Source organism: Pseudoalteromonas sp. SR45-4 (genome assembly GCF_014163535.1).
GTDB lineage: Bacteria > Pseudomonadota > Gammaproteobacteria > Enterobacterales > Alteromonadaceae > Pseudoalteromonas > Pseudoalteromonas nigrifaciens.
Map to the genome: position 1 here is coordinate 59893 of NZ_JACJDO010000012.1, position 15473 is coordinate 75365.

Consider the following 15473-nt stretch of genomic DNA (forward strand, 5'->3'; position numbering starts at 1 on the left):
GGATAAAAGGGGGGGGGAGTTATGAAGTTCGAACAAATTATTGAGCGTATTATTGCTATTAACCATGCATGGAAACTGGCTCGGGATGATTTTGGTAAAGGTAGCCCAATCACTATATCGCTAAGAGAGCAAAAATCTTCTTGGCAAGCTAATTTACTCAGGCTTTATCCTGAGGCTAGCTTTTTGGCTTTAGCAACAGATTCTAATATGCACGATGAAGCTCTCTACAGTGTTAGGCTGATTAAGCCAGTTCAAACAAGCATTGGTCTTAAAAGTGATGCAGAGCATATCCCAAAAAGGTTAGCTGAATCATTATTTACAAACCAAGAGTTAAACAAATATTTTAATAAGGAAGTATAAAATATGAGCTTTTTATCGCTCTTTCTTCAAGACCCACTAACTGCAGTTTTTAGCGCATGCATAATTTTTCTTTTTCTTTATGTAGCAGTATCTGAAGTAGTTAAAAGTAACAATTATATTAAGAACCAAAATAGTAAGCTTGAAGAATTAAGAAGATTAATAAATTCAAAGAGTATCAATAATGAATCGTGGTTAAAAAATTGCTTTGTAAGTGAGAAAGGCAGATTATTAGAACGTAATAATTTATTGATTACGAATGTACCACTAAACCATATTGCAGGTGATTACTATGACTCATCGAATAAAACAATACCTGCACTCCTTACAAGCATAGGTGTCGCAGGTACTTTTTTAGGAATTACCTTAGGTCTTTCAGACTTTGATCTAGGAAATGTAGGCAACGACTCTACCGCTTTACTCCATTCGGCTGCTGTTTTACTTACAGGTATGAAAACTGCTTTCGCGACTTCGTTAGCTGGTCTTGTTACATCAGCTTTCATGATCGTAATACTTAAATGGCGCATATCAAGTACAAATAAAGCTCGTAAAAATGTCGCTCACTTCCTTTCTAAAAATTGCTTGGAAGCAACTCCTTTAGATGTTTTACATGAAATTGCAAACAATACCAATACTGGCGGGCAAGTTGATTTAAGTAGTGCTTTTAATAAGTTAAATGAAAATATGTCCATGCAATTAACGCAGTTTAATCAATTAGCTGAGTCGTTTAATGGAAATGTCATTTCTGAAAAAATATCTTCTGCAGTTAATAACTCATTGGTAGATAATATAGCGCCGGTGTTTAACGATTTAACTAAAGAATTGAAGACTTTGAAAGCTGACAATGAATTAAATCATAAGCAGTTGGTTGAATCCTTGATAAATGAAATGGAATCGAAGCTTATTAGGCCAGTTACAGAGCAGCTGCGCGATACAGCAAATACCGTTAAACAAAGTAATGAAATAAATCAGCAACTAAATACAAATGTTGAAAAAACCTTGGCAGAAGTAGCTAATACTGTTTCCACAATTGATACTTTTAATCAAAATACAATGGAAAAACTTCAAGAATTTGCACTGTCTCTAAAAGATGTTTTGTCATCATTTAAATCTGAAACTCAAGTTGCCATGACAGAAATAACGACTCAAGTTGATTCAATATTATCCGTTGCGGTTAAAGGAATGGAAGAACAAAGAGCTGCTTTCAACAGTAGTAGTGAGAAAGCAGCAGGGGCTTTTGAGAAGATGAGCGTTGATTTAGAAAGCGCACTGGATACAAGGGCTGAGAAAGAAAGTAGCCTATACCAGAATTTTGAACTTAGATTAGAAAGTTTATTAGATAAAACAAGTGATTCGTTTGCAGCTCAGTCAAAAGCAGTGTCTGAAGTTACCCATCAAATAGATTCAGTACTTCAAATTGCGGTTACTGGTATGCAAGAGCAAAGGGCTGCATTTGATAGTAGTACTGAAAAAGCGGCAGATGCGTTTGAAAAAATGGGTGAAAATTTAGAAGCAACGTTAGACTCTAGGACAGAACAGGAAGCTAAACTATATCTAGAAATTGAAAATAGATTAGGGGCATTATTAGATAAGACAAATGCTTCGTTTGAAGAACAAACAAAGGTTATTAGTCAAACAGGTGAAAGCGCTAGCCTACTAATGAATAACGCTCGAGAGCAATTACAAATAGGTTTGGGTGATATAGATACAAAAGTTCTCAATATGTCTAGGACAGTTCAAAGTGAACTTGAGTCATTTAGATCTCAGTATCAAGAAAATTTAAATGATTTCTTTAATCAACAAAATAACCTGCTAGAGGATACACTCGGTAAGCAACGTAACAACTTAATAGAAGTGGTAGATAGGTTTAAAGGTGTGTTTGAGCAAGAGTATCAAACCCGTCACAATTTACTACAAGAGCTTACTGCACAATACCAACATTTACAGAGCAGTGTTGTTACGATTGAAAGACTGGTAAAAGCTATTGGACTCACTGAGTCATCTACATTCTCTCAGCTTGAAGATATAGCAAGAAACACGGGTATTCAAGTAGGAGATCTTAAAAAGCAATACACAGAAGCAAGTGCTGTATTTAAAGAAATAACTGAAGGTTTACCAAAAGCTATGCATAAGTATTATGAGCAAGCAAACCAAAGTACAGAGCTTTATTTTAAAGGGTTTGATGAAGCTGCTAGTAAAATACATAATCGATTAGCTCAAGCCGCAGATTTTTTAATTGAAGCTAAAGTTCTAGAGAAATCAGTTTCAGAGAGTGAGGCTTAATATGCTTTCTTCTTTACGTACTCAACACATTGATGAAATAGATGACAGTGGTGCATGGTTATCTATAGGTGATTTAATGTCTGCTTTGTTGATGATATTTGCATTATTATTAATAAGCGCACTTGTGCAAATTTCAGAGTCTCAAGAGAGCAGTAAAAATAAGCGCATCCTAATTATTCAAGGGATTAATAAGGCACTTAATGAAGCAAATATTGAGGTAGAGGCAGATCCTGTAACTGGTGATATTTCAATATTAGACTCCGTCCTTTTTGAGCAAGGTGACTACACGTTAAAAGATAGCGGCAAAACATTTTTAGATAAGTTTATTCCTATATACAGTAATGTAGTTTTTCAAAGTGAAGATATAGCTGAGGAGGTTTCTCGAATTATTGTAGAGGGGCATTCAAGCCGCGAAGGTGGATTTAGCTACAATATGGAGTTGAGTGTAAAGAGGGCAAATAGTGTTTCATATTATATTTATAATATGGATTTTGATAAGAAGCAGGAGTTTTTTGATAAAACACTTCTGGCTGGCAGAGGGCCGCTTGACGCAGATAAAAACTCAGATAATGCTGCTGATAGGAAAGTTATGTTTAGGTTTCAGTTTAAAGGGCAGGAGCTATTAGGGTCATTTGAACAGAGTGGTCTGAAAAATGTTGAGTAGCGGTATTGAATTTAGGGTGCCAATAATACCCAATGAAAATAGTTTAAAAGATGTACCCACTAGCTCAAGTCTTGAAAAGAGCAACGTATCAAATATTGAGCCAAACTTTCCACCTTTAACGTATACTCAAATAATAAACGTTATCAAAAATGATATGGCAGATGCTATTACATTAAGTGAATGGTTGATGCTTTTTTGTAATGATATTTATATTGATAATGAACTGGAAAAGCAAGAAATAAGCATACTACTTTGGAAGTGTATAAATAACTATGATGCAGTAGCAAATATGGCTTTCTTTTTAGCCAGTCAATTCATTGAAAAAGAACGTAAATCTTACCCTGTGTTATTACTTGATACTTTATCGATCGTGAAGCCATTTCTACATGAAAGGCATCACCGAAGAGTTGAGTGGCTTACAAATATCTATAAAGCAGACTATATTTCCTGCAATAAGCTTGCGTTGGCTAATAATAGTCAAACGTTATGTTTTATTAATAAACTTAAACTTGCGAAACCTAACGCAACAAGAAAAGGTTTAATTAATAATCTTATTAATAGTTTACCTAAAACACTCGATACTATTAGTTCTGAATGGTTAATTTCTTCATTTTCGCCATTAACTCGATTTGAACTGTTATCTGTAATCAATGAGCTGGTCCAAAGCCACATTCAGTTTTCTAATATATTAGATACATGGATAAAAGAAAATTGCTTACCAAGTGAAGAGCAAAGTCTCTGGTATGAATTAGAACCTGCCTCGCGAAAGGTGTTAGAGGAAAAATATGAAATAAGTAATTATTTCTTGTTTGAATTACTGGTTAAGTTACTTAGCAAGGATGCCAATAGCTCCGCTCTTAATATTGATGATATCCAAAGTAATCAATTAAAAGCTCGTTCTGTATTTTGGAAAAACTATAGTCAAAAATTTAATCAAATCAAAATACTTTTGCCTAAGCATACATATCAAGTAACTAGTGAAGGGCTAGTTGTTAATTCTCGAAATTTAATAATACTACCGGATGAGCCGAATGAAAATTCAGAAGCATGTATTTTTGAAATTGGTGAGTACATTATTGTAGAAATTTTACGAGGACAAGCTAGTGAAATCAGAGTTTTTGAGCGTTCTCAGCGAAATATTGCAAGGTTATTAGAAAATAAGAACTTATCTTTAAAAGATATTCGTAACATGACTTATGGGTATGTACATGATCACGAGTACTTATGGCAGTTCGCATTTGAAAAGCTACTCAGGACAAAATTAACTATTACTCCTAATTCAAACATTACTCACTTTTTAGGGTTACCAAAGAGTATTGGTAGATACGATCATCAATACGGTATGGCAAAACCATCTGAAGAAAACTTGATGAAGCGACAAAGTCGTTTAATTGAGTGGAATGAAAGGTTTTGGAATGAAGAAGAAAAAACTGAAAAGTACTCTGGAATATCACCTTTAGTCAAAAAGAGCTATCGCGACTTAGCTATAGCTAAAAATGCTTTATTAGACGGAAATAAGCACGTATATGAAACTTATCTACACAAATCAGCAAATAAAGGTAACCCAGAGGCAATGTATTTGTTAGGAGTAAATATTATAAATAATCCTAAAAGTTCCTCATCTTTAAAACGAGATGGAGAGAACTGGGTTATCAAAGCGGCTATCAGTGGCCATCCTCCGGCAGTAGAGCTCGCTGAAAGGTACAATTTACAGGTTACGGATGGTTACGATGTAAATGTACGTGTTTCACAGAATAAAAATTTAATAAGCTCCATAAACTCAGGAAGAAGGAAGCGAGCTAATTGATTGTTAGCGTATAGCTAACGACACCTAGCCTTGCTTAATATTCCAATGGCAGCAGTGGCTCAAGGTTATCAGGCTGCTCTGCTAGGTGCTGTAAGTAAGTAGAAATATAGGCATGCACCACAAGGTCATTTGCCTTTTCGGTTTATACCACATGCGGCTTAACGCCATTTGATTACATCATGCATTGCCTCGATGAGCTTTGTCAGCCTGAGCCAGACATAGAACGATTATTGCCTTGGAACATCGATATCTAGGTGGTGATCACCGGACGTTTACGAATGTTAAGCTCTAGGTGTAGTTCGCTGCACGCTTACTGTTATCCTCATCAAACGATTCAGATAACGGTCTAACACACCTACAAAAATGATAAAACGTGAACTCTGTTACTAGTGGTATTAAGCTTTGATTGGCAAAATAATTAAGAGCGTAAAAGTGATCACTTACAAGTGATTTTTGTGAGCAAAGCTTAATGAGAATAAGCGGCCAAAGTTAATGCTATTGGGTGATAAAACCTGGAGAGAATATGCAGTATTGACTCACTAATTACCAAACTCGCTGCTACCGGCTACCTCATTTAAAATCAAACTTTAGATGCGTTGATTAGGTGAGTTATGAATAAAATGATGAGTCTTTCATCTCGAAGAGAGATGCTGCTGAGTATAGGAGCAACTTACAACAATGCTCGTAAGTTAGACAAAACTAAAATTTGGGATGGATTTGTAGCAGCAGCAAGTTACGATCGTAAGCACGCTATTCAACGGCTGATCGGTTATGTAATGCTCATTCCTACCGTGACCACTGAAGCGAAGTGTAGCCTAGGGTAGTTGTATATCTGTGCCTTGTGTGGGCATCGATGTCTAAACAAAGCACTGAAGCAGTTTATGAAATAGGGGTCATAGGATATTTCATGAAATGACACGGAAAATATTAGGGTAGTGGTCACCTGATTTGAAATTTTTGGTTTGGAATTTATGATTTGAGGTTTGTGAATTTGCAAGGGTAGGGGTCTAATTTTGAGGAAGATTAAAGAGCTAAAAAAGTAGTTTGGGCGCTTGGGCACAAGTTTGGGCACAAATCGATAAAAACTGGAGTTTTTAGGATGATCTTTTGATGCTTGGCTCTCAGTATTTTTAAATTTTGAATACAAAATAATAAAAAGCTAATAATTTAATTTTCAATAAAAAATTAAACGAGTAAATTGAATTGGGGTTTTAACTGTTTGAAATATAAAGTTTAATTGGTACGACCGAGTGGATTCGAACCACCGACCTCTACCATGTCAAGGTAGCGCTCTAACCAGCTGAGCTACGGTCGTACAATTTTTTTTAGTATACTTAAATGTTGGTACGACTGAGTGGATTCGAACCACCGACCCCTACCATGTCAAGGTAGTGCTCTAACCAACTGAGCTACAGTCGTATTACTTTAATTTAAGCTAAGTGCTAACTAGGTAGCACGGGCGCTAATATATAGCGTGATGGGAGTTGGATCAAGCAGCTTTATAGTTTTTGCGTTTATTTGCCGTTTTTTTATTCACATTGGGCTGATTTCACACGTTTTATAAAAAATTTGCCACCAAAATACATGGTTTTTAGCTGAGTATTTTAGTTGGTTCAATAAGTTACTGTTTGCATTGGGCTGGAGTAAATTATTAATTGGTTTGCTGGTGATTGCTGTTTTATACCAAAGTTGTTGATATAGCGGTTGCAGGGTTTCTAAGTAGCCGGCGAGCTGTGCTTGGTAAGGTTGCACTTGTCCTAAGTAATATTTTTTAAAGATATTATTTACAATTTGCGCTTGGTTATTATTTTTACCTGCTTGGCATAGCTGGCTAATATTTATGGTGTTTATAAATTGGGTAGCACTGTTATTTAGGGCTATTTGCGTTCTTACTGATTGAATTAGCTGCTGGTTAAACTGGTATTTATTAAGCTGCTCTAGTGCGGCAAATAAATGCTCGGAGTTTATTTGTGCAAACTGCTGCTTGGTTATTTGTTGTTTAATATTTACCAGCTTTGTTACGGCATTTACTGTGTCGCTAAAGCCTGCTGGGGTTATTGAAAGCTCTCGCGAGCTCAGTTGCCAAATGCGATTAAGCTCGGACTCTTTATAGAGCATGCTATTAAAGTAGTGCATTAAGTTATTTTGTTTGTGTTCGGTTGCCGCCAAAATCTTTTTATAAATAGAAGAGTCTTTTTCAAGCGAAGTTAAGCACTGCTGCGCACTTTGTATAAATTTTATTTGATAGATTAATATGCTTGCCGCTGTGGCGGTTTTACCGAGTTGGTTATTATGCTCGCTAATGAGGACGTTAAGTTTGCAGTGGCTTAAACTGGCAAGTTGAATAATGCCCAAGGTGATGTTGCTATCACTTAATACAGTTAATGGTACTAAGCTTAGTGGCACTAGCGGTTTTGGTGTTACTGGCTGTAAATCAAGCGTGTTTGCTAGCCGCTGGATATAAGTATGGTTTGCATTACTGGGCTTATCGCTACAAGCGGTTAATGCAATAAAGCACACTACCAATAAACAGATTATTGGCAGTGGCTTTACTAATAGCCGTTTAAGCTTGCAAAGACGGTTCATATTTAAAACGTCTATGAACTGTGTACATTAACAATACAGCAGCGAGTGTTAAGCCAACAATAATGCCCAACCAAAAACCATGTGGGCCCATTGCTGGGACGATTAAGTCGGTTCTGGCTAATACATAGCCTAGTGCAAAGCCAACTAACCAATACGATACAAATGTAATGTATGAAATAGGTGCGGTGTATTTTAATCCACGTAATATGCCATTTGCAGCAACTTGTAGTGCATCAGGTAGTTGATATATACAGGCTAAAATCATGATAGATGAAGCCAGTGCAAGTACTTCGGGACTGTCGCTATACAGTTGGCTTATTAAATCGCGGCCTAAAAAGGTAGTTACGGCAACAAACAGGGCAATGAGCGCTGCCAGTATATAGCTAGTTGAAACAGCAACTTTTAGCTGTTTTAAATGGTTTTGACCATATAAGTTGCCTATACGTATGCTTATAGCAATAGAAAGGCTGAGCGGCATCATAAACAATAAAGTGGTAACGCTGGCGGCAATTTGATGGCCAGATACGGCTACGGCGCCTAAATGGGCAATAAATAATGGAATACAGGCAAATAAGGTTACTTCAAAAAAAGTGGCTAATGAAATAGGAATACCCAATTTAGTGATAATGCCGATAGTGGTTAAATTAGGTTTTTCAAAGGGGGTCATTAAGCCTTTAGCATCTATTTTTTTACTCATTTGGCAATAAATAACTTGGGCTATTGCCATTACAGTTAATACTAATGCAGTAGCAATACCACAGCCTGCGCCGCCATAAGCGGGTAGGCCAAATAAGCCATTAATAAAAATATAGTTAACCGGAATATTAACCGCTAAACCTAACAGGCTGATATAAAAAGCGGGTTTGGTCATGCCCATACCTTCGGTCATATTTCTGTAAACGGTAAAAATTAAAAAGCCAAACACTCCCCATTTAACAAAGCGAATATAATCACTGGCAAGTGTTGCTATAGCAGGGCTGGTGTCGAGTTTTAAAATAATAATATCGGCAAATTGAGCAATACCAAACCCAGCAATACATAGCAGCGCAGTTAAATATAAAGCTTGTTGAAAATAATGGCTGATGCCTTTTTTATCGTTGGCCCCCGCAAACTGTGCAATAACACCGGTTAAAGCGAGTAAAATACCTTGCAGTGCAAGTAATAATGGGTTCCAAATACCAGTGGCAATAGATAAAGCAGCTAAATCAGTTGGGCTTACTTGGCCTGCCATAATCGTATCGACGACAGACATTAAAACAAGGGTAACCTGAGCTAAAAAAACGGGGATGGCAAGGGAAAGTAAGCGTTTAGCTTCCCAATTACTAAATGTCATAACAAACAGCTAAGAAATAATACAGGGCATAATTGTAATCTATTGCGGGGTGCCAATCCATTAAGATAATTATTAAGAGTGCATGATTTTATAACTTGATACGTTAAACTAGAGGCTATTAAGCAGCAAAGGCTTAACAGCCCCAATTTTGTAATAAACTTAAGAGATAATATGTTTACAGGAATTATACAAACCCAAGCGAGAGTCGTGTCGGCTAACCAAGTAAATGGCGTAATGCAATTAACCATAGCGGTTGAAAAGCAATATATACAGCAACTAAATTTAGGGGCGAGTATTGCTATTAATGGCTGCTGTTTAACAGTTGTTAAAGTATTAGCAAGTGATGATGATTTAATGGCGCAGGTATATTTTGATGTGATTGATGAAACACTCAAGTTAACTAACTTAGGTAAGCTTGAACTGGGCAGTTTAGTTAATTATGAGCGTTCAGTAACCTTTGGTACTGAACTTGGCGGGCATATTGTGTCTGGCCATATTCACTGTACGGCTAAAGTGGTGCAAATAGTTAAACAGCAAAGTAATTATAAAATGCAATTGTGCATACCGCCGCAGTGGCAAAAGTATGTATTGTATAAAGGTTTTGTGGCTATAAATGGCGCAAGTTTAACTGTAGGTAATGTTGATGAGCATGGCTTTTGGCTGCACCTTATTCCCGAAACCCTCGCTATTACAAACTTAGATGCAGCTAAGCTAGGTGATGAGTTTAATATTGAGGTAGATCAGCAAACCTATACCATAATAAATACGGTTGAGAACTACTTGCGTCAGCAGAGTTAAAATATTTGTTCGTCGCCGCTATCTACATGTAATTCTAGTTTATTACGAGCATGGTCAATGTGCATGTTTAAATGAATAGGGTTACAACAGGCGCTGCACTCTTCTATGTAGTCTTGATCTCCCATGCTGGCATCTAAATCTAAATGAATATGATGCCCGCAGTGCGGACATGAAATACGTTGCGATACAAAGTTTTTCATAATCACTCCATGTACATTATTAAGTAGGCTTTCAATAATATAATTACACTAATTAATCACTTACTTAATGCTATTGGTATAAGCTCAATATAGTCGGGATTAAATGTTTACTGCGTTTAATTTAGTTTATTAGGATTACTTTATTAACCTTTCTATGTGTTGTTTTGCTTGGGTAAGGTAATGCCCCGCAAAAATATTAGCGTGGTTTAAAATAGGGTAAAGCTGGTATATTAATTTACGTTGCTCAAAACTTGCTAGCAACGGATATTGTTGATTATAAGCGCTGTAAAAATCATCTGGCAGTGGTGCAAATAGCTCGCTCATGGCTATATCAACCTCTCGGTCACCGTAATAACAGGCAGGGTTAAATATACTCGGTACTGTATTTATAAACCCTACATTGCCACGCCAAAAATCGCCATGTAATAATGATGGCTCTACGGGGTGGCTGTGTAATTGCTCTTTTACTAAATTAATTAATCGCTCTGGCTCTATAAATATAATGCCTTTTTCTGCCAATAATTGTAATTGCCAGCCTATGCGCTCTTCGGCGTAAAATATATACCACTTTTTATGCCAGCTATTAGGCTGTACTGTAGTGGCTAAATAATTATCTACATCAAAACCAAACATGGCTTGCTGATGCTTTTGATGCAACATTGCTAAGCCTTTTCCCATTGCGTTCCATGTGGGGTGTGGTTGTTTGTCAAATTCTAACCACTCTAAAACAATAAACGAGAACTCTATATTTGCACCTGTTGTAATGCAATCAGGCACTATAAACACCCCGTTTTCTGTGAGCAGCTTTAAACCAAGCGATTCGCTTTCTAGGCGCTCAAGCTCATTTTTTAACGCTACTTTTACTAAATAGTTGTGCGTACCATTGGTTATATGAAAAAGTTTGTCTGTGTTGGTGCTCTGAAGTTGCTGTTTATGAGTATGTTTAAAGTCATAATGTATGGCTTGGCTTATTTGCTCGTTTACTGTTTTCCACATAACAATTGCTCGCTTTTTAAACCGATACTTAAACTATGGCAAAAAGGTATTAATTTAACAAACTAATCGTTGTAAAATTAATGCCATAAATCACTGAAATGGAATAAAAATGAATAAAAGTTTAATAACCAATTTGCTAGCGGGTATATTTGTTGTTCTCGGCTTTATATTTGATCAGGCAATTGTGCTGTCGGTTGGTTTATTTGCACTCTCTGGAGCAGTGACTAATTTATTAGCTATTCATATGCTGTTCGAAAAAGTACCTTTTTTATATGGTTCGGGAGTAATCGCGTTAAAGTTTCAAAGCTTTAAAGTAGCAATAAGAAACTTAATTTTAACTGAGTTTTTTTCAGAGCAAAAAATTAATAGCTTACTCAGCAAAGCGCAACCTAATATCGACTTTGAACCAATAATAAAGAATGTTGATTTAAACCCCGCATTCGACAGTTTACTAGAGGTAATTGAGCAATCTCAGTTTGGCAGCATGCTTGCTATGTTTGGTGGCAGTGCGGCGGTTGAGCCAATGCGTGAAAAATTCATTGAAAAAATGCAACTGTCGCTTGGAGAAATATCTCAAACTGATAACTTTAAAGCCTTAGTTAGTCAAACACTTTCGCAAAGTAATAGTGCTGAAAGTTTACACAATACAGTGCTTAAATTAGTTGATGAGCGCCTTGATGAGCTAACCCCTAAAATGGTTAAAGAGATTATTCAAACCATGATCCGCGAGCATTTAGGTTGGTTAGTTGTATGGGGCGGCGTGTTTGGTGGATTGTTTGGGTTAATCGCTGCCGTGATTTAAATATAGTCTGAGCTATAAGATAATTTTATTAAAAGTATTTTATAGCTACTGACATATTTTTTCAGACTGTTATTATCGCCCCCTAATTTTTAGTGTTTAATTAAAAGGAGCCACTGTGAGTAAAACGCTAGCCAGTTATTATCAGCAGGCGTATGCATGCGACCAACAGCACTTTAACCAATGTTTTTATTGTGGCTGTGAAGCGACAGAGCGCGACCATTGTCCGCCATTACACATGCTACAAAGCATTATTGACCTAGGTGAAGAAGCCGACTTTGTATCAATACCGGCATGTTATGAGTGCTATGCGCTACTACATAACGAAAGGTTAATGACGATAGATGAGCGCTTTACTAAAATGAAAAAAAAGCTTTCTAATAAATACGCTAAACCACTGCGTGTTTATAATATGTGGGAAGAGAGTGAACTGGGTGATATGAGCGACGAGTTTGCGCACAGCATTCAAGCGGGTATGAAACTAGGTAAAGAAGCCGCAGAGCGCTTAGCATTTACTGGCTTTAGTTACGCCACTGAAGAGGCTAAGGTCACAGTGCGGGAAAAAACCAAAGAATTTGATGTAGAAGGCATGTTATTTACTGATTTTAAAGAGGCACTAAGCTACTGCATTACCGACTTAAATGTTGATAAAAGTGATTTTTATAAAATATTGGTTGAAGACTATCAAGGTGATTTTAACAAAGCACTTAGCCAGTATCGTCATCGGCATGACAAAGTAACTGCCGCTAAAGATGGCAACACGTTAATTAAAGATTTTTCAAAGCTGCACAAACAAAACTCTGATTTTGTAACTCGCACTGTTAAGCACTTTATGGAAAAAGATCCAGTGTTAACAACCGAAGGCGCACTAGAGAAACTTTATAACAATTATATAAAAAAGTAATTACAGCAACTCATCTCAATTTATTGGTTTTTGGCCTGTTTTTTTAGCTTTATTAGTTAGCTTTAGCTAAAGTAGCAAAAAAACAGGAGAACCGAATAACATGCAAAAATTTGCTCCCTCATTGTTAGCTATTGGCTTAGCAACTGCACTTGTTGGTTGCCAAGAAAACGGCCCACAAGACGATAAAATAACAATAAACAAAAACCCTTACCCAAGTACTTATAAAGTGGTTGCTACATCAAGCACGCTGATCACTAATGCCACTGTATTAACTGGTACGGGCGAGCGCTTAGATGATACCGATGTATTACTTGTTGATGGTAAAGTACAACAAGTAGGTAAAGACTTAACTGCATCAGCAGATACCACAATTGATGCTCAAGGCAAGTGGGTAACACCGGGTATAATTGACGTTCACTCACATTTAGGTGCATATCCAAGCCCCTCGGTTGAGTCGCATCAAGACGGTAACGAAATGACCAGCCCAAATACAGCAGAAGTATGGGTAGAGCACTCTATTTGGCCACAAGATCCAGGCTTTAACCGTGCTCGCGAAGGCGGTATTACCTCACTACAAATATTACCTGGCTCTGCTAACTTGTTTGGTGGGCGCGGCGTAACACTTAAAAATGTACCAGCGCATACAATGCAAGCAATGAAATTTCCAGATGCGCCGTACGGCTTAAAAATGGCGTGTGGCGAAAACCCAAAACGCGTTTATGGTCGCAAAGGCACGTTACCGTCAACCCGTATGGGGAACATGGCCGGTTACAGAATGGCATGGGCCGAAACTGTAGAATACAAACGCGCGTGGGATAAATACGATAGCGATTATGCAGCGGGTAAAAACCCAGCAGCACCTACCCGCGATATTAAATACGATACATTGCGAGGAGTGTTAGAGGGCGAAGTGCGCATTCATAACCATTGCTATAAAGCAGAAGAAATGGCGATGATGATTGACCTTTCAAAAGAATTTAATTATCACGCGGGTACTTTTCATCATGGTATAGAAGCCTATAAAATTGCCGACATGCTAGCTGCAAACGGTTCATGTGCTGCGCTTTGGCCAGACTGGTGGGGCTTTAAAATGGAAGCCTACGACATGGTGCAAGAAAATGTGGCCATTGTTGATGCAGTTAAAAACTCGTGTGCAGTAGTTCATTCTGATTCAGATACGACTATTCAGCGCTTAAACCAAGAGGCTGCTAAGGTAATGTTCCGCGCTAATCAAAATGGTTTTGATATTTCGGAGCAACACGCAATTAAGTGGATCACTGCTAATGCGGCAAAATCACTAGGAATTGATGATAAAACAGGCTCACTCGAAGCGGGTAAACAGGGCGATGTGGTTATTTGGAACCAAAGCCCGTTTAGTGTTTACGCTAAAGCTGAGCAAGTGTTTGTTGATGGTGCAAAAGTTTACGATAGAAACGATAGCACGTATCAGGCAACAAGTGATTTTATGTTAGGTCAACAATAAGGAGCACCCAGAATGAAAAATTTATCACGTTCGTTTTCGCTTTCTCTGGTTGCTGCAGGGTTATTAGCAGCAGGCGCGGTTAATGCGCAGTCACTGGCAATTATTAACGCCACATTACACACCTCAACAGAGCAAGGTGTATTAGAGGGCGCGAGCATTGTAATGACTGATGGCAAAATTTCTGCCATTAATCCAAGCGCTGTAAAAGCCGACAAAATTATTGATGCTAAGGGCCAAATAGTAACGCCTGGCTTTATTGCCAGTATTAACCAATTAGGTTTAGTTGAAGTAGGTGCGGTTGCAGGCTCACGCGATGGCGGCGATGAAAAAGCCGGTATTGATTTTGATGCAAGTTTAGCTTTTAACGGCCACTCGGGGTTAATTTCTTACGCACGTAAAGGCGGAATTACACGCGATGTGATCACCCCACAGGGCGGCGAGAGTATTTTTGCAGGCCTTGCTAGTGTAGTTGATTTAAGTGGTAGTTTTGAAAGCGTACAGCAAAAACAAGTGGCACTAGTGGTTAATTTAGGTGAGCGCCGTAAAGGTTCGCGTGCGTTTACTTTGCAAACGCTTATAAATAAGCTTGATGAACATCAAACGAAAGCCGATAAAAAAGCTAAAAAAGATGACAAAAAGCCAACCGCCGAAGATAAAATAATGGCTAAAGTACTTAGCGGTGAAATGCCATTAATCGTTAATGTATCTCGCGCTGCCGATATAGTTGAGCTTATTAAAGTAAAGCAGCAGTTTGGCATTAACTTAGTACTTAATGGTGCGCAAGATGCTGTTGTAGTTAAAGAGCGTTTAGCTAAAGCAGACATTCCAGTGATCATTAGTGCTATGGATAGTTTGCCAGGTAGTTTTGACTCATTAAATGCGAGTTTAAATAATGCAGGATTACTTGAAAAGGCCGGCGTAAAAGTACTGCTAACAGTGGGCGGCGATGCCAGTCATAATGTTTACCAGCTACGTTTTGATGCGGGTAATGCTGTATCGTATGGTATGAGCCAACAAGGTGCGTTAAAAGCAGTTACAGCAAACGTGGCTGATGTATTTGGCATTAATGCAGGCAGCCTAGCAGTAGGTAAAGCGGCCGATGTGGTTATGTGGAGCAATGATCCGTTTGAGCTTAGCAGCCACGTGAGCAAAATGTTTATTAATGGGGTTGAGGTATCTACACAATCTCGCCAAGATAAACTGCGTGACCGTTATACAACTGAGTCAAGTATGCCACGCGCATATACTAAGTAATCAGAAGCT

14 protein-coding genes and 2 tRNA genes are annotated in these 15473 nt (G+C 37.8%); 10 read left to right on the top strand and 6 right to left on the bottom strand.

Annotated elements, in window-relative coordinates; translation table 11 throughout:
• Positions 1-21 precede the first annotated feature (21 nt).
• From H5058_RS07405 to H5058_RS07425, 5 genes are all read left to right on the top strand, one after another.
• Positions 22-360, top strand: coding sequence for a hypothetical protein (locus tag H5058_RS07405; protein WP_007585896.1), 339 nt, complete (start codon positions 22-24; stop codon positions 358-360).
• Positions 361-363: 3 nt separating this feature from the next.
• Positions 364-2640 (top strand): hypothetical protein, encoded by a 2277-nt coding sequence (locus H5058_RS07410; protein WP_182677521.1) that lies wholly within the window; start codon positions 364-366, stop codon positions 2638-2640.
• A 1-nt stretch (position 2641) separates the two neighbouring features.
• On the top strand, positions 2642-3304 hold the full coding sequence (locus H5058_RS07415) for an OmpA family protein (protein WP_182677522.1): 663 nt from the start codon (positions 2642-2644) through the stop codon (positions 3302-3304).
• Positions 3294-5111 carry an EH signature domain-containing protein gene (locus H5058_RS07420; protein ID WP_182677524.1) on the top strand — a complete coding sequence of 606 codons (1818 nt, stop codon included), beginning with the start codon at positions 3294-3296 and terminating at the stop codon, positions 5109-5111. The genes H5058_RS07415 and H5058_RS07420 overlap by 11 nt, the downstream gene beginning before the upstream one ends.
• A gap of 611 nt (positions 5112-5722) precedes the next feature.
• Entirely contained in the window at positions 5723-5935 is a 213-nt protein-coding gene (locus H5058_RS07425; RefSeq protein WP_024603966.1) for a hypothetical protein, read from the top strand.
• A 414-nt stretch (positions 5936-6349) separates the two neighbouring features.
• Here H5058_RS07425 and H5058_RS07430 read toward each other — a convergent pair.
• The 4 genes from H5058_RS07430 to H5058_RS07445 all read right to left on the bottom strand — a co-directional run bounded on the left by H5058_RS07430 (position 6350) and on the right by H5058_RS07445 (position 9030).
• Positions 6350-6426, bottom strand: a tRNA-Val gene (locus tag H5058_RS07430).
• Positions 6427-6453: 27 nt separating this feature from the next.
• Positions 6454-6530 (bottom strand) — tRNA-Val (locus tag H5058_RS07435).
• 114 nt (positions 6531-6644) lie between these two features.
• Entirely contained in the window at positions 6645-7697 is a 1053-nt protein-coding gene (locus tag H5058_RS07440) for a DUF3080 domain-containing protein (RefSeq protein WP_182677526.1), read from the bottom strand.
• Positions 7675-9030 (bottom strand): MATE family efflux transporter, encoded by a 1356-nt coding sequence (locus tag H5058_RS07445; RefSeq protein ID WP_011328411.1) that lies wholly within the window; start codon positions 9028-9030, stop codon positions 7675-7677. The genes H5058_RS07440 and H5058_RS07445 overlap by 23 nt, the downstream gene beginning before the upstream one ends.
• 171 nt (positions 9031-9201) lie before the next feature.
• Here H5058_RS07445 and H5058_RS07450 point away from each other — a divergent pair, with 171 nt between their 5' ends.
• Positions 9202-9828: a riboflavin synthase subunit alpha gene (locus tag H5058_RS07450; RefSeq protein WP_182677528.1), complete on the top strand. Its 627-nt coding sequence runs from the start codon at positions 9202-9204 to the stop codon at positions 9826-9828.
• On the opposite strand, the gene H5058_RS07455 is transcribed toward H5058_RS07450, so the two are convergent.
• Together H5058_RS07455 and H5058_RS07460 are read right to left on the bottom strand one after the other, a co-directional pair.
• Positions 9825-10028: a CPXCG motif-containing cysteine-rich protein gene (locus H5058_RS07455; RefSeq protein WP_011328409.1), complete on the bottom strand. Its 204-nt coding sequence runs from the start codon at positions 10026-10028 to the stop codon at positions 9825-9827. The two genes, H5058_RS07450 and H5058_RS07455, sit on opposite strands and share 4 nt — an antisense overlap.
• A 135-nt stretch (positions 10029-10163) precedes the next feature.
• Positions 10164-11024 carry a fructosamine kinase family protein gene (locus tag H5058_RS07460; protein WP_182677530.1) on the bottom strand — a complete coding sequence of 287 codons (861 nt, stop codon included), beginning with the start codon at positions 11022-11024 and terminating at the stop codon, positions 10164-10166.
• 109 nt (positions 11025-11133) lie between these two features.
• Here H5058_RS07460 and H5058_RS07465 point away from each other — a divergent pair, with 109 nt between their 5' ends.
• From H5058_RS07465 to H5058_RS07480, 4 genes are all read left to right on the top strand, one after another.
• A complete protein-coding gene (locus tag H5058_RS07465; protein WP_182677533.1) occupies positions 11134-11826 on the top strand; it encodes a DUF445 domain-containing protein in 693 nt (230 codons plus the stop codon).
• A 115-nt stretch (positions 11827-11941) separates the two neighbouring features.
• Positions 11942-12727, top strand: coding sequence for a hypothetical protein (locus H5058_RS07470; RefSeq protein ID WP_011328406.1), 786 nt, complete (start codon positions 11942-11944; stop codon positions 12725-12727).
• A gap of 100 nt (positions 12728-12827) precedes the next feature.
• The gene (locus H5058_RS07475) at positions 12828-14210 is read left to right on the top strand and encodes an amidohydrolase (RefSeq protein ID WP_011328405.1); all 1383 of its coding nucleotides are present in this window, start codon (positions 12828-12830) and stop codon (positions 14208-14210) included.
• A 12-nt stretch (positions 14211-14222) separates the two neighbouring features.
• The gene (locus H5058_RS07480) at positions 14223-15464 is read left to right on the top strand and encodes an amidohydrolase family protein (protein WP_182677535.1); all 1242 of its coding nucleotides are present in this window, start codon (positions 14223-14225) and stop codon (positions 15462-15464) included.
• The last annotated feature ends 9 nt before the right edge of the window (positions 15465-15473 follow it).